The sequence below is a fragment of the Lactococcus fujiensis JCM 16395 genome (assembly GCF_002441655.1).
Lineage (GTDB): Bacteria > Bacillota > Bacilli > Lactobacillales > Streptococcaceae > Lactococcus > Lactococcus fujiensis.
The window spans coordinates 61,076-85,329 of the sequence record NZ_JXJU01000007.1 but is presented as its reverse complement, the minus strand read 5'-3'; the positions used below and the strand labels follow the sequence as shown (position 1 = coordinate 85,329).

General features: G+C 37.9%; 26 protein-coding genes, 1 pseudogene and 1 riboswitch. Of the genes and pseudogenes, 5 read left to right on the top strand and 22 right to left on the bottom strand.

Features of this window, described 5'->3' with window-relative positions; all coding sequences use genetic code 11:
• The first annotated feature begins 15 nt into the window (after positions 1-15).
• Positions 16-816, top strand: a complete 801-nt coding sequence (recX, locus tag RT41_RS06755; RefSeq protein WP_096818373.1) for a recombination regulator RecX — start codon at positions 16-18, stop codon at positions 814-816.
• 100 nt (positions 817-916) lie between these two features.
• Here recX and RT41_RS06750 read toward each other — a convergent pair.
• From RT41_RS06750 to gnd, 3 genes and pseudogenes are all read right to left on the bottom strand, one after another.
• Positions 917-2,331: pseudogene (locus RT41_RS06750) on the bottom strand (gluconate:H+ symporter).
• Positions 2,332-2,411: 80 nt separating this feature from the next.
• Positions 2,412-3,926, bottom strand: a complete 1,515-nt coding sequence (gntK, locus tag RT41_RS06745) for a gluconokinase (RefSeq protein WP_054639624.1) — start codon at positions 3,924-3,926, stop codon at positions 2,412-2,414.
• An 81-nt stretch (positions 3,927-4,007) separates the two neighbouring features.
• Positions 4,008-4,913 (bottom strand): phosphogluconate dehydrogenase (NAD(+)-dependent, decarboxylating), encoded by a 906-nt coding sequence (gene gnd / locus RT41_RS06740; RefSeq protein WP_054639625.1) that lies wholly within the window; start codon positions 4,911-4,913, stop codon positions 4,008-4,010.
• 158 nt (positions 4,914-5,071) lie between these two features.
• On the opposite strand from gnd, the gene RT41_RS06735 reads away from it, so the two are divergent.
• Both RT41_RS06735 and RT41_RS06730 read left to right on the top strand, forming a co-directional pair.
• Positions 5,072-5,914 (top strand): MurR/RpiR family transcriptional regulator, encoded by an 843-nt coding sequence (locus RT41_RS06735; protein WP_096818371.1) that lies wholly within the window; start codon positions 5,072-5,074, stop codon positions 5,912-5,914.
• Between the two features lie 57 nt (positions 5,915-5,971).
• Entirely contained in the window at positions 5,972-6,280 is a 309-nt protein-coding gene (locus RT41_RS06730) for a DUF960 domain-containing protein (protein ID WP_054639626.1), read from the top strand.
• A gap of 30 nt (positions 6,281-6,310) precedes the next feature.
• On the opposite strand, the gene RT41_RS06725 is transcribed toward RT41_RS06730, so the two are convergent.
• The 16 genes from RT41_RS06725 to rpsF all read right to left on the bottom strand — a co-directional run bounded on the left by RT41_RS06725 (position 6,311) and on the right by rpsF (position 17,787).
• Positions 6,311-7,087, bottom strand: coding sequence for a metallophosphoesterase (locus tag RT41_RS06725; protein ID WP_096818369.1), 777 nt, complete (start codon positions 7,085-7,087; stop codon positions 6,311-6,313).
• A gap of 122 nt (positions 7,088-7,209) precedes the next feature.
• Entirely contained in the window at positions 7,210-8,166 is a 957-nt protein-coding gene (gene lacD / locus RT41_RS06720; protein ID WP_096818367.1) for a tagatose-bisphosphate aldolase, read from the bottom strand.
• Positions 8,167-8,173: 7 nt separating this feature from the next.
• On the bottom strand, positions 8,174-9,328 hold the full coding sequence (locus RT41_RS06715; RefSeq protein WP_054639678.1) for an SIS domain-containing protein: 1,155 nt from the start codon (positions 9,326-9,328) through the stop codon (positions 8,174-8,176).
• A gap of 29 nt (positions 9,329-9,357) precedes the next feature.
• Complete coding sequence (locus RT41_RS06710) at positions 9,358-10,200, bottom strand: PTS system mannose/fructose/sorbose family transporter subunit IID (protein WP_096818365.1); 843 nt, start codon at positions 10,198-10,200, stop codon at positions 9,358-9,360.
• Positions 10,190-10,990: a PTS mannose/fructose/sorbose/N-acetylgalactosamine transporter subunit IIC gene (locus tag RT41_RS06705; protein WP_054639627.1), complete on the bottom strand. Its 801-nt coding sequence runs from the start codon at positions 10,988-10,990 to the stop codon at positions 10,190-10,192. The genes RT41_RS06710 and RT41_RS06705 overlap by 11 nt, the downstream gene beginning before the upstream one ends.
• Before the next feature lie 12 nt (positions 10,991-11,002).
• On the bottom strand, positions 11,003-11,479 hold the full coding sequence (gene agaV / locus RT41_RS06700; RefSeq protein WP_054639628.1) for a PTS N-acetylgalactosamine transporter subunit IIB: 477 nt from the start codon (positions 11,477-11,479) through the stop codon (positions 11,003-11,005).
• Between the two features lie 18 nt (positions 11,480-11,497).
• Positions 11,498-11,776: a preprotein translocase subunit YajC gene (yajC, locus tag RT41_RS06695; protein WP_096818363.1), complete on the bottom strand. Its 279-nt coding sequence runs from the start codon at positions 11,774-11,776 to the stop codon at positions 11,498-11,500.
• Complete coding sequence (locus RT41_RS06690) at positions 11,776-12,192, bottom strand: PTS sugar transporter subunit IIA (RefSeq protein ID WP_054639629.1); 417 nt, start codon at positions 12,190-12,192, stop codon at positions 11,776-11,778. The genes yajC and RT41_RS06690 overlap by 1 nt, the downstream gene beginning before the upstream one ends.
• An 88-nt stretch (positions 12,193-12,280) precedes the next feature.
• Positions 12,281-13,426, bottom strand: coding sequence for an N-acetylglucosamine-6-phosphate deacetylase (gene nagA, locus RT41_RS06685; protein WP_054639630.1), 1,146 nt, complete (start codon positions 13,424-13,426; stop codon positions 12,281-12,283).
• A gap of 123 nt (positions 13,427-13,549) precedes the next feature.
• On the bottom strand, positions 13,550-14,365 hold the full coding sequence (gene agaD, locus RT41_RS06680; RefSeq protein WP_096818360.1) for a PTS galactosamine transporter subunit IID: 816 nt from the start codon (positions 14,363-14,365) through the stop codon (positions 13,550-13,552).
• Positions 14,355-15,161 (bottom strand): PTS galactosamine transporter subunit IIC, encoded by an 807-nt coding sequence (gene agaC, locus RT41_RS06675; RefSeq protein ID WP_219524944.1) that lies wholly within the window; start codon positions 15,159-15,161, stop codon positions 14,355-14,357. Before agaC ends, agaD begins: the two co-directional genes overlap by 11 nt.
• A 21-nt stretch (positions 15,162-15,182) precedes the next feature.
• On the bottom strand, positions 15,183-15,659 hold the full coding sequence (gene agaB / locus RT41_RS06670) for a PTS galactosamine transporter subunit IIB (protein ID WP_096818417.1): 477 nt from the start codon (positions 15,657-15,659) through the stop codon (positions 15,183-15,185).
• A gap of 124 nt (positions 15,660-15,783) precedes the next feature.
• The gene (locus RT41_RS06665) at positions 15,784-16,542 is read right to left on the bottom strand and encodes a MurR/RpiR family transcriptional regulator (RefSeq protein ID WP_096818356.1); all 759 of its coding nucleotides are present in this window, start codon (positions 16,540-16,542) and stop codon (positions 15,784-15,786) included.
• Positions 16,543-16,653: 111 nt separating this feature from the next.
• Positions 16,654-16,899 carry a 30S ribosomal protein S18 gene (rpsR, locus tag RT41_RS06660; RefSeq protein ID WP_096818354.1) on the bottom strand — a complete coding sequence of 82 codons (246 nt, stop codon included), beginning with the start codon at positions 16,897-16,899 and terminating at the stop codon, positions 16,654-16,656.
• Positions 16,900-16,953: 54 nt separating this feature from the next.
• Complete coding sequence (locus tag RT41_RS06655; RefSeq protein ID WP_054639631.1) at positions 16,954-17,442, bottom strand: single-stranded DNA-binding protein; 489 nt, start codon at positions 17,440-17,442, stop codon at positions 16,954-16,956.
• A gap of 51 nt (positions 17,443-17,493) precedes the next feature.
• Positions 17,494-17,787 carry a 30S ribosomal protein S6 gene (rpsF, locus tag RT41_RS06650; protein WP_054639632.1) on the bottom strand — a complete coding sequence of 98 codons (294 nt, stop codon included), beginning with the start codon at positions 17,785-17,787 and terminating at the stop codon, positions 17,494-17,496.
• Between the two features lie 216 nt (positions 17,788-18,003).
• On the opposite strand from rpsF, the gene RT41_RS06645 reads away from it, so the two are divergent.
• The gene (locus RT41_RS06645; RefSeq protein WP_096818352.1) at positions 18,004-19,014 is read left to right on the top strand and encodes an LptM family lipoprotein; all 1,011 of its coding nucleotides are present in this window, start codon (positions 18,004-18,006) and stop codon (positions 19,012-19,014) included.
• A gap of 49 nt (positions 19,015-19,063) precedes the next feature.
• Here the strand turns inward: RT41_RS06645 and RT41_RS06640 are convergent, their stop codons facing one another.
• A complete protein-coding gene (locus RT41_RS06640) occupies positions 19,064-19,897 on the bottom strand; it encodes an undecaprenyl-diphosphate phosphatase (protein WP_096818350.1) in 834 nt (277 codons plus the stop codon).
• A 177-nt stretch (positions 19,898-20,074) separates the two neighbouring features.
• Positions 20,075-20,248: riboswitch (Lysine riboswitch) on the top strand.
• Between the two features lie 92 nt (positions 20,249-20,340).
• Here RT41_RS06640 and RT41_RS06635 point away from each other — a divergent pair.
• Entirely contained in the window at positions 20,341-21,813 is a 1,473-nt protein-coding gene (locus tag RT41_RS06635; RefSeq protein WP_096818348.1) for an amino acid permease, read from the top strand.
• Between the two features lie 57 nt (positions 21,814-21,870).
• On the opposite strand, the gene dnaX is transcribed toward RT41_RS06635, so the two are convergent.
• Together dnaX and RT41_RS06625 are read right to left on the bottom strand one after the other, a co-directional pair.
• A complete protein-coding gene (gene dnaX, locus RT41_RS06630; RefSeq protein ID WP_096818346.1) occupies positions 21,871-23,544 on the bottom strand; it encodes a DNA polymerase III subunit gamma/tau in 1,674 nt (557 codons plus the stop codon).
• Positions 23,545-23,650: 106 nt separating this feature from the next.
• Positions 23,651-24,139: a GAF domain-containing protein gene (locus RT41_RS06625; protein ID WP_096818343.1), complete on the bottom strand. Its 489-nt coding sequence runs from the start codon at positions 24,137-24,139 to the stop codon at positions 23,651-23,653.
• Positions 24,140-24,254 lie beyond the last annotated feature (115 nt).

Here is a 24,254-nt window from a genome sequence, read left to right as displayed (position 1 = left end):
CGTATAATATAAGTAATGATAAAAATTACTGAAATCAAAAAGCTCAAGCGACTCTACAAAATTACTTTGGACGGTGCAGACGTTGACAAAATCTATGTTTGCGAGGATAGCATTGTTCATTTTTTCCTGACACGTGACAAAACGATGACCGAGACTGAATTGCTAGATGTGACAACTTACGACCAATTTGCTCAAGGCAAGGCGCTAGCCATCTATTACATTTCATTCAAATCACGAACCAAAAAAGAAGTCCGAAGATATTTGATTGAACATGAAATTGATGCAGGGCAAATTGAACGTGTTTTGTCAGCACTGATAGATAGTGGACTGATCAATGACCGCGCCTACGCTGAAAATTTTATCCAAGGTAAAATTTCAATGGCAAGCGCTGGCCCTTTTCAGATTAAACAGAAGCTCCTGGAAAAAGGAATCTCCTCTGATTTGATAAGCGAAGTACTTGCTGAAAATTACGACGATGAAACTCAAATCGAAGTCGCTATAAAATTGGCGAAAAAATTAATCCGTTCTAAGGCAAACAGACTTACGCTCAATCAACTCAAACAAAAAATTGCACAAAATTTGACAAATAAAGGCTTCTCTTATTCAATTAGTTCAATTGCTATTGATAGTCTGGAGCTTGAAGCTGATGAAGAAAACGAACTGGATTTACTTTATGAAGAATTAGACAAGGCCTATCAAAAGTATGCCCGCAACTATGAGGGTTACGATTTGAAGAATCGTGTTACTCAGGCAATGGCACGCAAAGGATTTGACTTTGGCGCTATTTCTAGTGCCTTAAGAGACTACGATTTTTAAAATAAACCACTCTGAAAGTCACGTTTGCCCATATCACTTTATCGCTAAAGCGATGGGTAAAAACGGCGACACTATCAGAGTGGTTTTATTTATTAATTTATTAGTGGACAAAGAGGCTGATCAACATCACCATTCCAAGACCAACAACGGCAATGATTGTTTCCAATACTGTCCATGTTTTCAAAGTTTGTTTAACATCTAAGTCAAAGTATTCTTTGAACATCCAGAACCCGGCGTCGTTAACATGTGAAGCAGCAATTGAACCTGCTCCAATTGCAAGCACCATGAGGGCGGCCATATTTGGAGAGGCAGATGCAATCATTGGTTGAACTAAGCCAGCAGCAGTCAGAGCGGCAACAGTGGCAGAACCAAGGGCTACACGCAAGATAACGGTAATAATCCAGGCCAATACAAGTGGTGAAAGGGTTGAATCCTTGAACATCAAAGCGATTTGAGCAGATATTCCACCGTCAATCAAGATTTGTTTTAAAGCGGCTCCACCACCAATGACCAAGAGGAGCATTGCAATCGATTTAACTGATTCGACGACTGATTCCATCATATCAGATGTTTTTCTGTGTTGCATCCAACCCATTGTTACCAATGCGAAGAGTAACGAAATAATCATTGCTGAAACTGGATTTCCCAGGAACATCATCACATTTTCAAGTAAGCTTGATGGGTAAGTTGTTGTAGAAACTACTTTACCAGCTTTAAGTGCATTCGTTGTAACAGCAGCAAATGGTTTTCCGTCATTTACGATAATTGAATAAATCGTACTGATTGCCATCAAAATAACTGGCATCAATGCTGTCAAAATTGAGATGATAAATGAAGGTGTTTCTTCAAGTTTCCATTGTTTAATTTCGCCAAAAGCAGATAATTTTGTTTTAACAACAAATGCTTCAGGTACCTTTTACGTGCGATTTTTGTAAAAACAGGACCTGCAATAATTACCGTAGGAATTGCCGCAATGATACCGTACATCAATACTGTACCAGGGTTTGCACCAAGTGCACCAGAGATCGCTATTGGTGCTGGACGGGGTGGTAAGAAACCATGAGTAACAGACAGACCTGCTGCCATAGGAATTCCGAGGTAAATCAATGGTACTGAAGCTTCAAGAGCAACTGCGAAGACAATAGGAATCAATAGAACCATTCCGACTTCGAAGAATAAAGCAATACCAATGATAAAGCTGGCAACCATAATTGCCCATTGAATGCGCTTTTTACCAAAACTATTAATCAAAGTTTTCGCAATACGATATGCTCCACCAGCATCAGCAATCAGGCGACCAAGCATGGCACCAAACCCAAAGACAATTGCAAGTTCTCCTAAAGAACCGCCAATCCCATTTTGAATGGATACAGGAATTTGCCCCAACGGCATCCCGAGTCCCAGACCAACCAACACTGAAGTCACAATCAGTGACACAAAAGTATTGATTTTGAATTTAATAATCATTACAAGAAGTATTAAAACTCCCACCAATAAAACAAATAAATCAAGCATTACGCTTTCCTCCAATATAACAATAAATAATACGCTTACATAAATTTCAAAATATTAATCCCCGAAGGGATTAATTTATATCACTTCTTTTCTTCATCAACATGACGCTGGAAATTAGCAATATTTATATACTCATCACCTAATGTTCTCGCTAACCGAATGAAAATTGGGCTAAGTTCTCGATAAATTTCAAATGTTTCAGGATTGGGTTGATAAGAATGATTTGTTCCAACCATTTCATCAATAACATTTAGATCATCCACAATTCCTAGCGCTTTCTCGGCCATCACAATTGCTGCTAGGCAACCCGCTTCGCGGCTTTCTGGAACATTGATTGGTTGTTCAAAAATGTCTGCCAAAATCTGAATCCACAATTCCGAACTTGTGAAACCTCCTGTTGCTTGAATTTGATTGAGACTTCCCGTAACTTCAATTAAACTTAAGGCAACCATATAAAGATTAAGCATCACTCCTTCAAGGACACTTCTTGCCATATTCGCTCGGCTATGCCCGTAATTCAAACCGAAAAACGAACCACGAGCATTAGCATCCCAAATCGGAGCTCGTTCGCCACCTAGATAGGGATGGAAAAGTAATCCATCCGCACCTGGCCCAACTTTTTGGGCAAGTTCAGTAATTTCGTCAAAACTCAATTTCCCATCAAATAAGGAATCGCGAACCCAACGATAAACATCTCCACCAGAATTCACGGGTCCTCCAACAACCCAGTGTGTTTTATCAAGCGCATAAGTAAAAGTTCTTGCCTTGCTATCCGTTTTGGGCTGGTCTGTGACCACGCGAATTGCACCTGATGTCCCGATTGTAATAGCTGCAACACCGGGTTTAATGGCATTTACACCCAAGTTAGACAGTGGCCCATCAGCAGCTCCCCATACAAATTTTGTATCTTGTGGAATACCCATTTTTTTGGCAAACTCAGGTTTCATTCCTTGCTCAATCTCATAAGGTTCAACTACATTTGGCAATTGATTTTCTGAAATTCCAGCAATTTCCATTGCTCCAGCATCCCAATTAAGTTTAAAGATATTGAATAAACCTGTCCCTGTAGCTGTTGATAAATCGATTTTATTGACATCAAATAAACGACCAAAGATATAGCCTTTAATGTCCAAATAATGTTTTGCTTGACCAAAAATTTCTGGTTTTTCATTTTTCAACCAAATGAGTTTAGACAGGGGAGCCATTGGATGAATGGGGGTCCCAGTCCGCTTGTAAATTTCAAAGCCTTGTCCAGTTTTTTTCAACTCTTCTGTGTATTTCACAGCCCGTGTATCTGCCCAAGTAATTGTACGACTCAACTCACACCAGTCTTCGGTCATCGCTATTAATGAGTGCATTTGGGTGCTAAATGAGACCGCCAAAAGTTCATCATCTTCATTTAGATTAATTGAGACTTCACGAATCGTCATGAGAACAGCTTCAAAAATATCTTCTTGCTCCTCTTCGGCCATGCCGCTTGGGTCGCGGTAAAGTTCGTACCCTTGACTACTACTTGCGACAATTTCGCCGTTTGTCTTGAAGAGAACCGCTTTTGTTGCTGTCGTTCCTAAATCGACACCAATGAGATATTGCATTTCTTCCTCCTTAGGTTGTAACGCTTACATTTCTTCCATAAAGAGTCATCGAATTTTCATTCGATGGGCTCGTTTTAATATTTACTTTTTAGTGACGGCATGCCCACCGAAACCATTTCTCAGCGCGGCAACAACTTTCCCTGTCATTGTATCGTCTTGCAAACTTCTATTACGCATCATTAATGAGAGTGCTATGACTGGTGCAGGAACTTGTAAATCTAAACTTTCTTCCACAGTCCATTTTCCTTCACCTGATGCCTGAACACGACCAGTAATTCCTTCCAACTTAGGGTCTTTGGCAAATTGTTCCTCTGCTAATTCCATCAACCAGCTGCGAATAACAGAGCCATGATTCCACAACTTAGCAACAGACTCATAGTCATAATCAAATTCAGATGCCTCAAGAATTTCAAAACCTTCTGCAATAGCTTGCATCATTCCGTACTCAATTCCGTTATGAATCATTTTGAGGTAGTGGCCTGAACCAAGTTTCCCTGTGTAGAGATAGCCATCTTTCTGAGCAAGAGCCGCGAAAATGGGTTCAATCGTTTTCCATGCTTCAGCATTATCACCACCGACCATGAAATTCCCACCTGATCTTGCGCCTTCCATTCCACCAGAAGTCCCCGCATCAAAAAATTGGATTCCTTTTTCGGTCAAAAATTGATTTTGTACAAGATTATCTTTGTAATTTGAATTCCCACCATCAATTATGATGTCGCCTGTTGACAATTTTTCCGCTAACATCTCAATGGTAGAGTTTGTTGGATTACCAGCTGGAACCATAACCCAGACAATTTTAGGTGTTGGAAGCTCTGCTAACATTGCATCAACCGTCGAAACAGCTGTAACGTGCTCTGAATATGCGCCTGCCTCCTTAACAGATTCTGCACTCAAATCAAATGCAACAACATCAATACCATTATCGGAGGCATTTTTTACGAGGTTTAAACCCATTTTGCCCAGCCCAATCATTGCAAATTTCATTTCAGTACTTCCTTTTCATTTTAAGTTATCATTATTATAGGAAAATATTTTTCATTTGTCAAGTATTTTGATGTAAAATTATTTCTTTTTATTTAATTAAGATTTAACCTTCTTCTTTCAGCTTATGTGTTATAATTGTAGGCAAAGGAGAGTCGTGTATGAGGTCATTGGTGTCAAGAATTAACAGCTATTACGATGGATTGAGTAAATCAGATCAGAAGATTTCAGATTTTCTGATTGATAATATTGATACAGCCGCAAGATTGTCAATACAAGATTTTGCTACGGCAATCAATGTTTCGACAGCAACAATTTCACGGTATGCCAAGAAAATTGGGTTCGACTCATTTCAGGAACTGAAACTTGCCATTCATGCTACTGAACGTAAGCAAGATGATGATTTTTTCAGTGAATTATCGATGGATGATAGCTACAAAGATATATTAATTAAGAGTCTCAGTAGCAATATTTCTTCACTTGATGCGACCTTACACTTGGTTTCTGAAAATGATTTGAAAAGAACAATGGATATCTTATTGAGCGCCCAAACAGTTGGTTTCTTCGGACTCGGTGGCTCAAACACGATTGCCAATTTAGCCTTTCATAAATTTATTAGAATGCCACTCCGTACTGTTTATCATCAAGACTTCCATTATCAACAAATGTTGGCAACAAAAATGGATGTCAACGACTGTGCATTTGTTATTTCACATACTGGTCGAAATAAAGATACCATGCGAATTGTTGAAATCCTCAAAAAGCGAGGGGTGCCAATCATTGGTATTACTTCTTTCGCCAATTCGCCACTTGCTCTTGCAGCTGATGTAGCACTCGTTTCAGTGTCTGAAGAAATTTCATTCCGCCCAGAAGCCGTCGCTTCCACCGTTTCGCAAATCAGTTTGCTTGATGCCATTTTTATGATGTACGGAATCAGAACACAAGACACTACTGAAAATACAATTAAAAACATAAGAGAAACAATTAAAGAATCTCGGCTTTAATAAATGAAGTTGGCTTTTATCATTTTTTCTTTAACTGTTTATTAGAAAGGAAAAATTATGGCATTTACTAGTTCACGACGTCGGTATGCGAGTTTTGATACTGTCGCTTCAATTCCAGGCGAGGTCATTGATGCCTTTTGGTATATCATTGATCATCAACTGAAAGGCGTGTTTACGATGCGGTCAGTCATTAATTTTCAGTTGATTAATTCAGGTGGACTACTCTCCATTCGTTATAGTCAGGATAACGATCCAACTACTGTGACTGTCGATTTCGATTATCCTTTCGATTCAGCTTGGCCTTCTATTTTCCATGCAGTCGACAATATGGGACGAGAAACAATCGTTACAGACCATGAATTATAAGAAAAAAATGTGAAATAAATTTCACATTTTTTATATTTGATAATAAGTAATTTCTGGCACCACTCCAATTCTAATCGGCAAAAAAGTCAATCCAATTCCATTATTAACATAGAGCGTTGTTTTGTCAGTGATGACATATTTGCCTGAGTCAAAATACTTAGAGCCCTTATTGTGCATTCTGAAACTTCCCAGACGAATTTGTCCGCCATGGCTGTGTCCTGCAATTATTAAATCAAATTTCTTCATTTGTTCCAATTGTAAAAGTGCGTCTGGCTCATGAATCATTAACAATGAAAATGGTGCATCATGAGGCTCTATCCCAAAATCGGGAAATCCTTCGCGCATATCGTCGATGCCGGCTAGCGCGATGTTCTCTCTCAGAACTGACGAATTATTTATCACAGTAAATCCAGATTTTTCGAGTACTCCTTTTACGAAATCAACTTTTTTATCTTGAAAATCGTGATTTCCAAAAACCGCATACTTCCCCAATGGTGCTGTCAGCGATGACAACATTTCAATGACTTCATTTGTTTCATCTGGATGGGCCTGTGCCCATTCTACTTTATCAAATAAATCCCCAGTGAACAAAATCAAATCAGGATTATTTTCTGCTATATTTTTTGCAAATTTTTTAAAACGGCGCGCTGATGTATGCCATGTAAAATGTGTGTCTGTAAAATGTGCAACCTTAATTCCAAGATTGTGTTGATAATTAATCACGTTCACTTTCATGAGATGTGGTTCAACAAAAATTCCATATCCCAAAAGCAAAAGCCCTACTAAAAAAACTATAATCAATGTCATTGATTCATTTTATCACAAATTGATATAAAAAAAACAAAAATTATTTTATTGCAGCTGACAAAAACAACCCCATCAACTAGGGCTGTTTTTACTTATATAAGACTCTTGATTTTATTATTCTCTTATTTGATTGGCGTAGCAGTATCTTCTAACGTTTGGTTAAGCGTTTGAATGTTGTCACGTCCAATAGTGTGACACCAATTTCGTGCTGCATCTTCACCATCTTTGACAAAAATTTCAACTGCCCCAGCCCATGTTGCACGTCCACAAAGGACGCCATTAAATGAACTTCCGCTTGCTTTAGCAAATCTCAAAGTTTCGTTAAAAAGTTCCGGTGTGACACCTGCACTCAAGAAAATATAAGGGAGATCTGTCACTTGCCCTTGTTCCAAGAAGAATTGAGCAGCCTCAGAACGACTATATACGACCTCTTCACCAAAACCTTCAACGTAGTTCATATTAACGGGGACTTCTACTTTGAGACAATCAATTCCAAATCTTGGATTAGAAAACACTTTCATCATATCAATTACTTTGTGAGGTTTAATCTTAGCGTATTCTGCACTTGTTGCATCTGAAATTTCTGAATCGTAAGTCACAATTTCAAGGAAGAATGGCAAGTCTTCTGCCTGACATTCAGAACCAATGCGTTCAATGAAGGCCTCTTTTTGGTCATTGATTTCTCTTGATTCATCAACATCATAGTACAGCAAAAATTTACAAGCATCTGCACCAATCTTTTTTAAACGACGAACAGACCAAATATTCAAGATGTCTGGAAACCGTCCTGGTTGCGTTGTATCATAACCAGTCTTTTCGTAAGAAAGGAGCAAGCCACAATTTTCATCTCGACTTTTACTTGCCTCAATACCGTACTCAGCATCAAGTAAAATTGAAGACGCGTATGGAGTCAGTTCTTTCGAAATTAGTGTTTTAAAAGCTTTAACTTGTTCATCCGTGGCAGTCTCATCTTGATATTTTTCAATCATTTTACGTAGCGCACCACGTTGATCGATTGCTAACGCAGCAATAACCCCTTCTTTACTCAACAAATGGCTGAAATATTCTTTTTTTGACATCCTAAATCTAATCCTTTTCTAATGGGTGAATTGTTACACCCTTAACTACACGATTTACAGTTCCAGATGCAGATGGAGTATCTGGTGTGTTTTTTACTAAGATCGAAGCATTAATTGCAATCACATGAGCAAAAGCTAAAGCAGGAAATACTAAATATGCCTCTTTCAACTCTTTTTCATTAGCATATGAAAAGCCTTCTGGTATATTTTGACCAATTAATACGACATGTTGAGCAATATTGTCATCTTTAACTTCGTGGTATAAGTCCAAATCATATTGTCTGGTATAGGGATTATTCGCACTAAGAACAAAAACTACAGTTTCATTATTAATAAATGACTTTGGACCATGTCGCAATCCCATAGATGAATCAAATACAGTCGCAATTTTACCTGCAGTCAATTCCAAAATTTTTAACTGTAATTCTCTTGTTACCGCACCAAGTGGTCCGCTTCCAACATAAACTACACGATTAATACCTTCCCCTAAGTATTGAACAATTTCATTTTCACGTTTCAATACCGACTCAGATAGTTTCGCTGCAACTTCTACTTGTTCTTCTTTAACATCCAGTGCTTCTTTAGAAAAAATAAGTGTCGCCATTAAAATCATCGAGCTACAACTTCCTGTCATTGCGAACCCTTGATCGTTTGATTGGTCAGGCAATATACAAGCAAAAGCATTATCCATTTTTTCTGCTTGAAGTGCTAGATGACCTTCCTTAGCACACGTAATGACTAGATGATAAGAGTTTTGAACGACCTGTTCAACCACTTCGACAGCAGCAACACTTTCGGGTGAATTTCCACTTCGTGCGAATGAAACAAGTAAGGTTGGTGTATCTGATTCCAGTGTGCTTTGTGGCGCTGACACGATATCCGTCGATCCGATACTTTCAAAACGGAAGTGATGTACATCTCCCAATTCAGTCAAACTTTTTACAACTGTATCCCCCACATATTGTGAGCTCCCAGCCCCCGTAAATAATACACGAACATAATCATGTTTATTAACAATTTTATCTAAAAATTGATTGACATCCTTTTCAAGTGTCGTATATTCTTTGAAAACATCTTTCCATAAATTAGGTTGACCTAAGATTTCACGAACTGTGATTTCCGCACCTAGCGTTTTGAGTCTTTCTTTAGGTAATTGAAGCATGTTTAACCTCTTATCTTCTTTTTTTTTATTTATTTTGGCCAAATTGACGGCCAAATACCAAATCCTGAACCTAGAAGGCCCAAAACTAAAACCAATAATATACAGCGCAAAGGTGTCCATTTGAATTTCCGCATTAAGAAATAAAGCAACAATACAATCGCCAATGGAATCATTGACGGAAGAACACCATCCAAAATCGCTTGAATATCAATTTTAGAATGACCATTTGGAATAACCAGATTGAGCTTAGTGTCACCAAAGGTAACAGTTAAGGCACCGACAACAAATATCCCCATTATACTTGCTGCACGTGTAAATTCTTTTGCGCTAGCAGTTAATATACCGATGGCGTTCGTCCCCATCTTGTATGACCAGTTCATCAAGAAATAACGCAACCCAAATTGAACAGCATTAAAGATGAGTAGGAATAAGAATGGACCCGCAATATTGCCGTTAATAGCCATATTTGAGGTAATCCCTGCCGTAATAGGAACAAGGGTTAACCAAAAGAGTGCATCTCCGATTCCACCAAGGGGTCCCATTGCTGCGACACGAACTGCTCTAATCGTAGGAATGTCAGCCTTATTTTGTTCAAGTGACAAAACAATCCCCATTACAAAATTGACTAAGAATGGATGAGTATTAAAAAATTCAAGGTTATGACTCATCGATGCTGCTAAGTCTTTTTTATTGGTATGAATTTTCTCGAGTCCAGGAAGAATAGAGTACAACCAGCCCCCTGCTTGCATTCTTTCGTAGTTAAACGAAGCTTGAAGGAACAGTGAGCGCCAAATCATTTTATTTAACGTTTTTTTATCTAGTTGAGGAGCCGGTGTCAAATCCTCATAATTATTTGGAATATTAAATGCCATCTTCGTAATCTCCTCCTTGCACTGAATTTACTTTACTCAATTTCGTTTGAATTTGGAAATCCCAGTAAGCAATACCAAAACCAATAAGTGCAAGAATAACCATTGCAGAACCCGATAAGCTAGTGATTCCAGCGATAATAACGGCAAGAGCAAAACCTACGAAGAAAAATCCCCAAAGTTCTCTAGATACCATTACGCGAATCAAAATTGCAAAACCAACATAACGCATCATTCCACCTGCAGCCGAAAGTCCCGACATTAGCCAAGTTGGAATAAGAGCAACGACTTGGCTACCAAATGTTGAACCACCAATGAAGAAAAGAGTAACAACAATCGCAAAAATAAGCCCCATTAAACACATCGTGATGTAATTCATTCGAGCAATCCCTTTAGGGTCTGCTTTTTCGGCATACTTATCAGCAAAGGCCATAGCTGGTGAAGTAATTGTGAAAATTAAAGTAACACCATATTGTCCCAATAATGAGAACGGGATTGCCGTCGCAACAGCGGCTGTGGGAGTAAGGTGTAATGTTATTGCAAGAATAGCCGCCATAATCCCACCAATAACTGCATTAGGTGGTTGAGCTCCACCTACTGGCATATTTCCGATGGTCATCAATTGGTAAGTCCCACCAACAATTAATCCTGTTTGAAGGTCTCCCAGAATAAGTCCAATAACCATCCCCATTACGATAGGTTGGTATAAGGACTCCAAAAAACTAAATTGGTCAATTCCGGCAATAAATGTGACGATAAAAACCAAAATAATTTGTACAATAGTTGCGTGCATATTTCTTCCTTTCTATACGAATAATTTTTGCACATCTTCAATAGGTGTTTTTGGAACACGTTGAATTTCCAATTCTACACCTAACTCTTGTAACTCCTTGAATGCTGTGACATCTGCGTCATCTACTGCGACAACGGTTGCAACCTGACGCTTTCCCTCTGACATATGCATATTTCCAACATTCACTTTCTTAATTGGAACCCCTCCTTTCACCAATTTCAAAACATCTTCCGGTGTCTCGCAAATAATGAAAATTAATTGTTTGTCATTTGCTCGACTAATGATGTCAATGGTCTTTTTAATTGAGAAATATCGAGTTGCAACCCCTGTTGGAGCTGCCATATCCATTAAACCTTGTCGCATTGGATTATGTGCAACGTCATCATTTGCTACCAATAATAGATTCGTACCTATTGAGCTCGTCCATTGTGTCGCAACTTGTCCGTGAATCAATCGATTGTCAATTCGTGTTAATATAATTTTGGGCATTTCGTCTTCTTCCTTTAATTAAGATATTATTTCCGTAATTGCATAACGAGAAACTTTGATATTTAAACTGTGAGCCATTTCGATTTTTACAAAATCTTCATTTATCTCTGTTACAACTCCCGTTAACCCGCCACTAAACATGACTTCACTTCCAACTTTCAAATTTTGATGCAACTGGGCAAGTACATTTTTTCTCTTTTTTAATTGACTACTACTTAGGAAGCTGTATAAAATCCCCAAAATAAGAAGAAAAGTTGCCAGTACAATTGAACTATTTAAAATCATTTGTCCATTCATTAAATACCATCACTTTCGTCAGATTCCTCATGTGCAAAATGAGGATCAAAGGTAATTCCTTCTTTTGCGCTGTGTTCTACTTTTTGCAATAACTCTGGATTATCTGGATTTACCATTTGATTTGTTACAAATTCAAGTAGCATTGCTAAATTGGTGCCAGAATAAACATGATTTGAGGAACAATTGCCCTTTGCTAGCATGGCTTGATTGAAGGGCGTGCCCCCAAACAAATCAGTAAATACCACTTTATCGTCTTCGCCATCGAAAAAATTGACTAATAAATTTTGGAACTCATCAAGTATTGTACTTTCATCAAAAGGAAGAACTTGGAGTTCTTCTTGTGGTCCAGCAATGAGTTCTAACGCGCTTTTCATTCCATTTGCAAATTGGGCGTGCCCCGTAATTAGTGCTTTCATTTCCAACCTCTCTTAAGATTAATTATAAGGATAAATTTAAGGTAATTTTTCGAAATTACTAAATGTAAGTCTGGTAATTTTACCAAGTTTAGATTCTTTGTACTCCATCCAAATAAACATTCTTCAAATCCATCTCTGGAGTCAATACAATAAAGTCAGCCGCAAGTCCCTTTTTAATCTGACCACATCTATCGTCGATCCCAACTGATTTCGCTGCGGTTAATGTTGCCATCATAATTGCTTCTTCCGGAGTTGCAACTTCCCAATCAACAACATTTTTGATTGCATCTTTCAACATTAAAATTGAACCTGCAAGACTATCTCCTTCTTTAAGATGAGCTGCGCCGTTTTTAACAATGACAGGAAATTCTCCTAGCATATACTCTCCATCAGATAATCCTGCTGCCCGCATTGAATCTGTAATCAAAACGACATGCTCTGCACCTTTAGCTTGAAGCATCACTTTTGCTGCCACGGGATGAACATGGTGCCCATCACAAATCAACTCAGTATAAGTGTTAGGGGTACTTAACGCTGCACCGACCATCCCTGGTTCGCGATGATTAAACCCACTCATACCGTTATAAGTATGAACAAAAATTGAAGCACCAGCCTCAATAGCGGCCAGAGCTTGATCATATGTCGCATTAGAGTGACCTAATGCAACAGCTACCCCTTGCCCCGAAAGTGCATTCACAAAATCAACTGCATGAGCTCGTTCTGGTGCAATTGCAAATTTACGAATTAATCCCTTTGCAGCCCTATTCCATTTGTCAAATTCGGCAACGTTTGGATCAGTCATATATGCTGGATTTTGCGCTCCCTTATGTTCCGCAGTAAAATAAGGGCCTTCGAAAAATAGCCCTTGAATTTTGGCTCCTTTTGCTTCCGAATAGTGTTCTCCAATTAATTCACATACCTCTTTAAGCAGGTCATGATTACCAGTCAAAGGAGTAGGAAGCCAGGATGTTACCCCTGCTCTCAACAACCCATTGCTCATTTTTTCAAATATTTTTTTGTAATCATTGTCCATGACATCTGCGCCATCAAAACCATGAATATGTGTATCCACTAACCCAGGTGCTATCCATTTCCCAGAATAATCAATGATTGTAGCATCCACAGGGGCTTTCACATAATAATTTCCAAAATGTCCACCAATAATTTCTAGATATCCCTCATCTTTTGTCTCGTATGGATAAAAAAACTTATCCGCTTTAATGAAATAGTTCATGAATACCTTCTTTCTAAATTAATTTTATACTTAAAAATTTGAGAAAATTTACCTAATATTTTTATTTATGAGAAAAAATTTACCAAAAAAAGCTCAAAATGGCACTTTGAACTTTTTTATTTTTTATAATATACCAAAGTATGAAAGGACTAAAACTAAAACGAAAGTTCCTGCTATGAGCCAAATTGGATTGGCTTTTTTATTCTTTAATAAATAGTAAAGAAAGAAAACATATCCAAACGAAAGGATATTAGGAAAAATTCGATCAAAAAATCCTGTTTGCAAACTTAATGTACTTGATTTATTAATGACAAATTTTGTTAAAACATTAATATGAACATAAGATGCAATTAACCCCCCAATTACTGTTACACCTAGTACTGATGCAGCTTTTCCAATTTTCTCCGATTGTGCTTTAATGATTGGAATCGCTTTAACACCAAGATTATATCCCAAATTTGTTGTATAAAACCTAGATGCAAAAATCAAACAGTAAGCTATGAAGAAGAGGAGTGGTCCTAAAATACTGCCACTTACAGCAAGTGACGAACAAATCCCTGCCAGAATGGGTAATACTGTAAACCAAAATATTGCATCACCTATTCCTGCCAAAGGTGGAAAAAGTGCTGTCCGCAATGCTCTGATCGTTTCCCGATCTTCATGACCCTCCTCCATTGAGATAAGTAGCCCCATAAGAAAGCCCGCTAAATGAGGACTGGTATTGATAAATTCTAAGTTATCAACCATCGCATCCTTTAAACCTTGCTTATCATTTTTGTATATTTTTTTTAGCAAGGGAATTTGTGCAAACATAAAGCCACCAGATTGCATCCGTTCATAATTGAAACTTGCTTGCAAATAGACTGATCTAACGGCAAGATTATTAATATCTTTTCTTGTAAGAATACGTTCGCTACTTGTGATTTGATTAGATTCCATCTGAATAATCCTCCTCCTCCTCATCTATCGACTTGACTTTTTCAATTACCCGATTTTTATGTATTGATTCATCTATGTTGTAGACAAATAAGGCGAGAGCTAATCCAACCACAGCTACAGGTAATAGATTTGAAAAATTTAAAAATGTTGCTAGAACAAAACCAATAAGTAGGAAAGGAATAAATTCCCTTTTCAACATGGTGTTAAGTAGCATGGCAAATCCTACAGCTGGCAGAATTCCTCCAATTACTTCAAACCCATGAGTGAGCCAAACCGGTAGGGAAGCAACAAAATCTTTCATTGGAGTTTGCGCTAAGTAACCACATAAAAATACAACAATTCCATATGTTACTCCCACAATACCCGTTGTTAAAAAATTAATTCGTGCAATAGAATTTGTATTCCCAATTCGTGCTGCTTTTTCAATTCTGTGCATAAAGAATGAAAAACTTGAATAAAAGAACAAAATTACATATTGCATCAATAGGCTAAACGGTAGTGCCAATGCCATTGCTGCAGTCGCATGAGCACCTGTAACGTGTGCAAGAACAACACCCATTACCCCTGCTAGAATAGGGTTAGGTGGCTGAGTTCCGCCTGCAGGCGTCAATCCGGCAAAAGCCAATTCTGTTACTCCGCCTACGACCAAACCAGTTTGTAAATCTCCAAGAATCAATCCTGCTATTGTGCTAACAATGATTGGTCTAAAGATATAAAGTCCCTCTAACCAAAAATCAATCCCCTGGATAACCGCAGCTAGTGCTAACAGTATCCCTTGAAAAAGTGTGATATGCATCATTTGCCTCCTTTAATTCTTTTAAATCAAATGGCTTACTTGCTCCTTTACATCTCCTGGTAAATCTTGGATATAGACATTAACGCCATTCTCAATGAGTATTTTGAAATCTTCAACGTCTTGATCATCAACATAAACCTTTTTGTTTAAGGCCCGCTTCCCATCACTAAAATGCATATTTCCAATATTAAGTTCTTTTATTGGAACACCTCCTTCCACCAGTACTCTCGCTGAATGTGGAGTCTTCACAACAATAAATATTTTTTGTCGTGGGGCTGCTTTATCAATAATTTTAATTGTCTTTTCTAAAGTAAAAAATCTTGTTTCCGCACCAGAACTTTTTGCCGTAACTTGCATCAAACTTTGCATCATTTCATTTGAGGATGTCTCATCATCTGCGACAACAATTAAATTTGCGCCAAGTGTTTTCGTCCATGTTACACCTACTTGCCCATGGATCAAACGATTGTCAACTCTCGTCAATAGTATATTTGGCATATCTAAACCTGCTTTCATCCCATCTTCTCAGCTTAAGTATAAAATATTTAAAACGAAAATTTTACCTAACCGTCTAAAATTTTTAGGAAAATTTTCCCAAAAAAAGAAGTTGTCACCAACTTCTTTAATTATTATCTTCTCGTATGGGGGCTAAATCCTTATAAATCGCATAGGAGTCCAAAAGGATCCGTGTAACCACTTGGAGAGGAATTCGACTCCCCACGTCTAATCCAAAGTTTATTTCTTTTATTTTTGATTTGTAAGCATTAATACAGATGTCTGCTTGGTCTGAAATGATACTTGGGTTGGCTGCAGTCAATGCAATGATTTTAGAACCATGAGACTTTGCAATATGTAAGGCTTGGGCAATTTCAGGGGTCGCACCACTAATGGATATAGCGATTACCAAATAATCTCTATTAGCTCGTGATGCGTAATACTTCATATAATCAAAATCATCATGGCTGGTACAGTCTTTACCAAAAAGCTGGAGCTTGCTCATCATTTCTCTTGCAACATTTGAACTCAATCCTGCTGAGAAAATCATTATCTTCTTCTGATGATCAATTAATCTCACAGCAGATTCAATATCTTCAGAAGAAAGTTGGTTAATGGTCCGCATAATTTCAACTTCATTTTTATGTATGGCACGGTTTACTTCTTTTGAGAAGCCATTTTTTCTGCGTTCATTTTTTGTCTGACGAACAGTTTGTTTGAATTCTGAATAGCCATCATAGCCCTTCTTTTTCAGGGTTCTGCTTACAGTTGAAAGACTAACATGAGCGTCTTGAGCAATTTTTTGAATTGTTAAATTTGGGACTTTCGCAATATTTTCTTGGATATAATTCCAGCAATATGTTTCCGCCTCACTTAAATTTTTCATTCTGCCCCTCTTTTCAGATTTGCTTTTTCTTATTTTCTTTCATTTTAACACATTATTCTTATTCACAAAAATAAAAAAAGACTTCCCAAGGGAAACCTTTTTATTAATTTCTTAGTTTTCGTCAGATGCTACGAATGGAAGCAAAGCCATTACGCGTGCACGTTTGATAGCTGTAACCACTTTACGTTGGTTTTTAGCAGATGTACCAGTTACACGACGTGGCAAGATTTTACCGCGTTCTGAGATGAAATGTTTCAAAGTTTCTACATCTTTGTAGTCAACGACTTCAATTTTGTTAGCAGCGATGAAGTCAACTTTTTTACGACGTTTGAAGCTGTTACGACGTTGTTGTGCCATGTTTTTTCTCCTTATATTATTCTTGATATATTTTAATTAATTCAAATAAATTAATTAAAATGGAAGATCATCATCCGAAATTTCCATTGGTGAGCCACCAGCAAATGGGTCTGCATCACGTCCGAAATTTGGTGTTGAGTTTGTTGTGTTGTTAGACGTAGGTGTCGACGGACGGTTTTGTTGAGGCGCAGTGTATGAACCAGAATTTCCTCCATCACGAGTCGAACGGCTTTCAAGCATTTGGAAATTATCTGCAATCACTTCAGTTACGTATACACGTTGACCTTGTTGATTTTCATAATTACGAACTTGGATTGAACCAGTTACACCAATCAACGCACCTTTTTTAGCCCAATTTGCCAAATTTTCGGCAGACTGACGCCAGATGACACAGTTAATAAAATCTGCTTCACGTTCACCATTTGCATTTTTGAAACGACGATTAACAGCCACTGTAAATGTTGCAACTGCAACGTTTGATGGTGTATATCGAAGTTCAGGATCGCGCACGAGACGACCAACTAAAACAACATTATTAATCATATAATCCTCCGATACTTCCTATGAGGAAGCGACATCCAGTGATTAAGCTAATTAAGCTTCCACTTTTACAATCATGTGACGAAGAATGTCGTCGTTGATTTTAGAAAGACGGTCAAATTCGCTTGTAGCTTCTGAAGTAGTTTCAGCTTCGAAAGTAACAAGGTGGTACAAACCTTCGCGGAAATCGTTGATTTCGTAAGCAAGTTTGCGTTTTTCCCAGTCTTTAGACTCAACGTTAACTGCACCATTGCTTGTCAAGATTTCGTCGAAACGAGCAACAAGGGCATTTTTAGCTTCTTCATCAATGTTTGGACGAATAATGTAAAGAATTTCGTATTTTGTCATTGATATTTCCTCCTTTTGGACTAATGACGTAGGTTGGAGCCTACGCAAGTTGTGGCTTTTTACCACAAGTAATTATTATATCAGAATTAAGTCAGATTTGCAAGCTCATCTTCTCTTAATCGAATAATCTTAAAATATTTATTTTGTAACCATTTTGCAAACGCAACCAATTTCTGTTAAACTATTACTATTAGGGGATTAATAGTAGGATTTATTATGAAGAAGATTATACCAATCACTGCGGTAGCTTTGGCAGCTCTGTCATTAACTGCCTGCTCTCAAAAGAACAGCGATGAAGCGAAAAAAGCTTTCATTTCTAATTTGACGACTTTGAACAGTTCCGATAACAATGTGCAGGAAACAACTGTGACTGTTGACAAATTTAAAGCATCTGGCACAGATAGCGAATCAGCCAATAAAATGATGCAGGGCTCATCAATGGATATGAAAATTGCTCGTGATACAAAAAATAAGACGGTCGATTTGAATGGTAAAATTTCTGTTGACAATAAGGCATATAGCATTAATCTTATTCTTGGTAAAGATGGCATTTACTTGAATAGCTCTGATGTTAAGTCCTTATATAACAGTCTTGCAGCGCCCAATCTATCCAAGAGCGCTGGTCAGTATGCTAGCCTTTATGACTCAATGATCAATGGGCTTAAAACACCGTATGTGTCAATCAGCCAAGCCATGTTAGATAGCAGTCTTTCTAAAAATTCTACTCAAAACTGGAGTTCAACGATTGATGAATTGATGAAAACAAGCACAAAATCTAAATCTGACATTGAAAAATCTTATAAAGACATTTCCGATAGTAATTTTACAAAAAAAGGGGATGAAACGACACTTAGTTTGACGGAAAAAAATGTGACAATGGACGAACTTGTCAAAAAATTCCCATCAATTACATCTCAAATTTCTGAGCAACAATTGAAAGATTTCACAAAAGAAACTAAAAATGTTAAATTTAAAACCTTGACAGTTGACACTACAATCAATGGCAAAACAAAACAATCTAACGCAACTGTTTCTGGCGTGCTTGTCAGCACTGACAAGTCCTCTTCAAATGATTCATTGGATTTTAAATTCAGTAGCCAATCGAAAGCATCAAAATCCTCGGCTGCTATTGTTGAACCTGACACATCTAAAACAACTACAATTGAAGAGCTACTTCAAAATATGTTCTCTTCTTACTCTACAGACGCTTCTACAAGCACAAATTAGTACAAACAAAAACCACTTACTTTAGCAAGTGGTTTTATTTTATAAATAATTAATGAAGAATTGCTTTGAAGAGTGCATAAACTAGCAAAAGCGAGCCAAGTACAATTCGATATTTCCCAAAGAATGTGAAATCGTGTTTTTTAACATAACCCACTAACCATTGAATCGCCACCATTGAAACACTAAAAGCAACAAGACAAGCAAGGAGCAAAATCCCCAATTGGGTCAATGTGATGCTGTTATGCATAAAGAACTTCACAATCTTAAGCAATGAGGCTCCAAACATAATTGGAATTCCAAGGAAGAATGTAAATTCTGCAGCAACTTCACGACTAACACCGAGTAAAAGCCCACCAATGATTGTTGCGCCGGAACGTGATGTTCCTGGCAGTAATGACAAAACCTGGAAAGCACCAATAAAGAATGCAGTCCGATAAGGTAGACGGTCAATATTAGTGATTGTCAACTGATGTTCAGGTACCCACCGGCGTTCAATTACAATAAAGGCAAACCCATAAACAATTAGCATAATGGCAACAAAGACAAAATTATAAAAATGTGCGTTTAACCAATTGTCAAAAAGGAGCCCAATCACTGCGGCAGGAACACAGGCAACAATTACTTTGGCCCACAAACGCCAGGTCAATTGAATTTCTCTTGCTGTTTTCGTTTTACTGAACGGGTTCAGTTTATGGAAATACAAAACTAGAACAGATAAAATTGCACCCAGTTGAATAACAACATCAAACATTTCTTTAAAGGTAGCTGACTGATTTAATTTAATAAATTCTTCAGCAATGATTAAATGTCCTGTCGATGAGATCGGTAACCACTCTGTTATACCTTCAATAATCCCAAGGATTATTGCACGAATAAAATCCATTTTTCTCTCCATTTTATCTGTCGCTCGCTGTCACTTATGATGAACGCAAAGCCCAGTTAATTCTAACTAATTATATCATAAAAGCTTCAGCCAGTAATAATGGAAATGTAAATAAATTGTTAATGTATAATTATTCAAACTTGACATCTGTGATAAAAAGATTTAAGATATAAAGCATACACATATAGAGGTTGCAACCAATAGAAACTTACGTTGAGCAGAAAGCACTGCATTGAAACGCAAGTAGGGAGCGGTTGCCGAAAGACTTTTGCTTGCTTTTACAAAAGTTTTGGGCCAACAAGAAATACTTGTTGGACTGTCGCGAGGTTATTGCGGAGTGCTATTCGTATTTTAAAGACTTTTGTTTTTTTCGTGCGTTTAGTAATCTCTTGTAGATTACTTTTTTTGTTTTTGTGTAAAAATTTATTTGGAGTTCCTAAACAATGGAAAAAACTGAAAACACGCAAGTTAAGCGTGGATTGAAACAGCGTCATTTAACAATGATTGCACTTGGTGGAACAATTGGTACTGGTCTATTTATTGCCTCCGGTGCAACGATTTCGCAAGCAGGACCTTTGGGTGCCCTTGTTGCCTATGCTGCGATAGGGGTAATGGTCTTTTTCTTAATGACCTCACTTGGCGAAATGGCCTCTTATCTCCCAATTTCGGGTTCTTTTGCAACATTTGCAACCCGTTATGTGGACAAAGCATTTGGTTTTGCGATGGGGTGGAATTATTGGTTTAACTCAGCTATTACCGTTGCGGTTGAAGCGGCAACAGTTGGTTTAATCATGAAATTTTGGTTGCCTGATGTCCCAACATGGATCTGGTCCGCGATCATTTTATTCTTGATTTTTATCATTAATTTAACTTCGGCACGTGCCTATGGAGAATCAGAATTTTGGATGGCTTTGGTAAAAGTCATTGCCGTTATTGCTTTCTTGGCTGTCGGTGTTCTAACTATTTTTGGAATCATGCACCAACCAAATCTTGACGTCGCAAGAAACTTGTCAGCTGGAGGTAATCATGGATTTGTCGGTGGGGCAGGTGGTATGCTTGCTGTATTGATGATAGCTGGTTTCTCTTTCCAAGGTACAGAAATCGTCGGAATTGCTGCTGGTGAATCAGAAGACCCAGAAAAAGCTGTTCCTACAGCAATTAAACAAGTTTTCTGGCGTATTCTTATTTTCTATTTTGCAACAATTTTTGTCATTGGCGCACTCATCTGGTATAAAGATCCAAACTTGCTTCGTGCAGCTGCAAACAGTGATATTTCGATTTCACCTTTCACTTTAATTTTTGAACACGCTGGCCTTGCGGCAGCTGCATCTGTGATGAACGCTGTCATTCTTACATCTGTAATTTCAGCTGCTAATTCATGGCTTTATGCTGCTTCACGTATGCTTTATTCACTCTCACTTGAAGGCTATGCGCCAAAGGCATTTAGCAAAACAAAAGATGGCAAAGGGGTTCCCGCAATTGCCGTTATTACAACGACCATTATCGGGCTTTTCGCTTTTGTTACAAGTATTTTCGGAACTGGTTTCTATAACTATTTGTTAGCAGCTTCTGGACTTTCTGGCTTTCTGGCTTGGATTGGGATAGCCATTTCACACTACCGTTTCCGTCGTGCCTTCATTAAACAGGGGCACAGCGTCAGCGAACTTGGCTATCATGCAAAATGGTTCCCCGTTGGTCCAATTCTTGCTTTGATCATGTCTGTTGCTATTACACTTGGTCAAAGTTATGGAACTGATAATTTCGTCGGTTCATTCACACAATGGAATTGGTCAGCGATTTTAACTACCTATATGGCCTTACCGCTCTTCCTTGTCCTGTATTTTGGTTATAAAATCATCAAAAAAACAAAAATTATTCCACTTGAAGAAGTTAATTTAGACCGTAACTATAAGTAAATAAATAAGTAAAAAACCGCCAAAGAGCGGTTTTTTTGTTTCATCTTTAACAAAAATTTAATCATCAATTTCAACGACTTTTTCACCAAATAGAGATTTCGCCATGGCTAGTCCTTCATCTTCTAGTTCTTTCTGCTCTTCAACTTCTTCAGAAGGCGACTTTTTAGTTTTCAATTCAGCAACATACTCACTCCGAATTTCTTTCCAATCAGACTCTGCCAATGCAATGATTTCAGGTGAAAAACCTGCGATAGAACTGAGCAAATTGCCACATGTTAATTGCAATTCGGCATTCTCAGTCACGCGCTTTGCCAAGTTAACGTGGGGAAATGTCACAACCAAATAATGCTCACCAGCCGCTGCCGGTTTCGTATTATTCAAAAGAGCACGCTCTGCTGGAATACTGATACTTGCAACTAATTCTGGCCAGGCTTTATTGGCCGCATTGAGTGCCTCACGCGTTGCTTCGCCAAGAGCCTTATATATCAAATCACGATTAACTGAATTTGAATGCCCTGACGATTTTGATTTATCAGCACTGACCACAGGAGTTGCTGAGGCCTGTACTTTTGTTTGAACGGTACCTGATGCAATTTGTGCTTTTAATTCCGAAATTTCTTGACTTAATGCCTTGTAATCTTGACTTAATTTTGAAAATCCCTGCAATACTTCCTGCAATTCTTGATTGCTTCCCAATGAACTTACTGGGGTCTGATAAACTTCAGCGAGTCTCATAGTCATTACATCCGCAGCTATTTTGGTATGTGTTGTTTCCTTAATATTTTTCAGAGAGTCAATCGCGATGTCAATCCAGCTAAAAAGTTGTGTGCGATTCTTTTCATCAGCTTTAAGTAGCATATCGCGGAAATAAGCCAATAAATCCTCTGTGAATCGAAGCATATTTTTACCTTCAAGGAAGATTTTGTCCAACTCCGTCAGAGCTGACGTTTCATCGTTTTGTTTAAGGGCGTCTACATAAGCGATCAGTGCCTCATTTGCAATGGAGCCCGTTACTAAGAGCGCATCTTTTTCTTTCAATTGACCGTCAGAAAATGAAAGGGCTTGATCTAGCAATGAAAGGGCATCACGCATTCCTCCTTCGGCTGATTTGGCGATAACTTCTAATGCAGTCGGATCAAATTCTATTTTTTCTTCTTGAAGAACATCTGCTAAATGGCCTTGAATTTCATTTGTCGTTATTGATTTAAAAGCAAAGCGTTGTACCCGAGAAATAATTGTGGCTGGGATCTTTTGCAATTCAGTCGTTGCCAAGACAAAAACGACATTTTCAGTTGGTTCTTCAAGCGTTTTCAACAGCGCATTAAAAGCCCCTGTTGATAGCATATGGACTTCATCGATAATATATACTTTATATGTGGCATGAGTTGCCGCGTAAGTTGATTTATCCCGAATCTCACGAATCTCATCAACTCCATTGTTACTTGCCGCATCAAGTTCAATGACGTCTTCAAGCGTTCCCTTGGTAATCGAATCGCAAATAAAACAATTATTACAAGGCTCTCCATCAACTTGATTGGGGCAATTAATAGCTTTCGCAAATATTTTAGCAGCTGACGTCTTTCCTGTTCCACGTGGTCCACTAAATAAATAAGCGTGCGAAATCTGATGATTGACGATTGCATTTTTTAAGGTTGTCGCAACAACCTCTTGCCCAACCATCTCATCAAAACGTTGGCTTCTGTATTTTCTATATAGCGCTTGGTATGACATAGTTTCCTTCCTGATTAATTCGATCTCCGTGATTGTCCATTTTGGCTGCGACACCTATGTGCCTATCCAAAAGTATCTCGACAACATTGGCTTCTGTATTTTCAATTTAACCAATTTCGAAAAATTTAAAATCAGTCTCATCACATAAAATATCGGCAAATTCTGAAAGATATTTTTGATCGACCTCATCATAAAAACCAATTTCTGTGCTGTCTAAATCAAGAACGCCAACGAGCTTATTATTTTTAATCAATGGAACAACAATTTCAGACATTGCTTTACTATCACAAGAAATATAATTTTTGTGTTCTTTTACATTTTCAACAATAATCGTTTCACGATCTTGGGCAGACTGACCGCAAACACCCTTCCCTAAAGCAATTTCAACACAAGAAACTGAGCCTTGAAAAGGGCCCAAAATTAATTGCTCCCCGTTGAACAAGTAAAAACCGGTGTAGACTTGCTGTGGTAAGGTTGACCAAAGCAAAGCTGCCGCATTAGACAAATTAGAAATGGTGTAATTTTGTTCACTCAAAAGCCCTTTTAGTTGAAGATTGAGTAATTCGTAGGCATCAATTTTTTCTTGTTTGTTCATTTTTTCTCACTTTTTTCGCAAATAAGGCAAATTTTTCACATTCTGGATAAAATAAAAAAGCCTCTATTGATATTAACTTCATTATATCATTTTTTGAGACCATTTTTATCCATGC

Bases quoted from the DNA above. Each gene is read 5' to 3' on its own strand.
- agaB (WP_096818417.1), bottom strand. From the start codon at position 15,659: ATGCCAAATATACTATTGACGAGAGTTGACAATCGTTTGATCCATGGG.
- RT41_RS06655 (WP_054639631.1), bottom strand. From the start codon at position 17,442: ATGATTAATAATGTTGTTTTAGTTGGTCGTCTCGTGCGCGATCCTGAA.
- RT41_RS06735 (WP_096818371.1), top strand. From the start codon at position 5,072: ATGAGGTCATTGGTGTCAAGAATTAACAGCTATTACGATGGATTGAGT.
- RT41_RS06665 (WP_096818356.1), bottom strand. From the start codon at position 16,542: ATGAAAAATTTAAGTGAGGCGGAAACATATTGCTGGAATTATATCCAA.
- RT41_RS06730 (WP_054639626.1), top strand. From the start codon at position 5,972: ATGGCATTTACTAGTTCACGACGTCGGTATGCGAGTTTTGATACTGTC.
- recX (WP_096818373.1), top strand. From the start codon at position 16: ATGATAAAAATTACTGAAATCAAAAAGCTCAAGCGACTCTACAAAATT.
- RT41_RS06635 (WP_096818348.1), top strand. From the start codon at position 20,341: ATGGAAAAAACTGAAAACACGCAAGTTAAGCGTGGATTGAAACAGCGT.
- agaD (WP_096818360.1), bottom strand. From the start codon at position 14,365: ATGGAATCTAATCAAATCACAAGTAGCGAACGTATTCTTACAAGAAAA.
- RT41_RS06690 (WP_054639629.1), bottom strand. From the start codon at position 12,192: ATGAAAGCACTAATTACGGGGCACGCCCAATTTGCAAATGGAATGAAA.
- agaV (WP_054639628.1), bottom strand. From the start codon at position 11,479: ATGCCCAAAATTATATTAACACGAATTGACAATCGATTGATTCACGGA.
- rpsR (WP_096818354.1), bottom strand. From the start codon at position 16,899: ATGGCACAACAACGTCGTAACAGCTTCAAACGTCGTAAAAAAGTTGAC.
- RT41_RS06705 (WP_054639627.1), bottom strand. From the start codon at position 10,990: ATGCACGCAACTATTGTACAAATTATTTTGGTTTTTATCGTCACATTT.
- yajC (WP_096818363.1), bottom strand. From the start codon at position 11,776: ATGAATGGACAAATGATTTTAAATAGTTCAATTGTACTGGCAACTTTT.
- agaC (WP_219524944.1), bottom strand. From the start codon at position 15,161: ATGCATATCACACTTTTTCAAGGGATACTGTTAGCACTAGCTGCGGTT.
- RT41_RS06725 (WP_096818369.1), bottom strand. From the start codon at position 7,087: ATGACATTGATTATAGTTTTTTTAGTAGGGCTTTTGCTTTTGGGATAT.
- gntK (WP_054639624.1), bottom strand. From the start codon at position 3,926: ATGCAATATCTCATTGGTGTCGATTTAGGAACGACAGCAACAAAAGCG.
- nagA (WP_054639630.1), bottom strand. From the start codon at position 13,426: ATGAACTATTTCATTAAAGCGGATAAGTTTTTTTATCCATACGAGACA.
- rpsF (WP_054639632.1), bottom strand. From the start codon at position 17,787: ATGACAAAATACGAAATTCTTTACATTATTCGTCCAAACATTGATGAA.
- dnaX (WP_096818346.1), bottom strand. From the start codon at position 23,544: ATGTCATACCAAGCGCTATATAGAAAATACAGAAGCCAACGTTTTGAT.
- gnd (WP_054639625.1), bottom strand. From the start codon at position 4,913: ATGAAATTTGCAATGATTGGGCTGGGCAAAATGGGTTTAAACCTCGTA.
- RT41_RS06715 (WP_054639678.1), bottom strand. From the start codon at position 9,328: ATGCTTCAATTACCTAAAGAAAGACTCAAAACGCTAGGTGCGGAAATC.
- RT41_RS06645 (WP_096818352.1), top strand. From the start codon at position 18,004: ATGAAGAAGATTATACCAATCACTGCGGTAGCTTTGGCAGCTCTGTCA.
- RT41_RS06710 (WP_096818365.1), bottom strand. From the start codon at position 10,200: ATGGCATTTAATATTCCAAATAATTATGAGGATTTGACACCGGCTCCT.
- lacD (WP_096818367.1), bottom strand. From the start codon at position 8,166: ATGTCAAAAAAAGAATATTTCAGCCATTTGTTGAGTAAAGAAGGGGTT.
- RT41_RS06625 (WP_096818343.1), bottom strand. From the start codon at position 24,139: ATGAACAAACAAGAAAAAATTGATGCCTACGAATTACTCAATCTTCAA.
- RT41_RS06640 (WP_096818350.1), bottom strand. From the start codon at position 19,897: ATGGATTTTATTCGTGCAATAATCCTTGGGATTATTGAAGGTATAACA.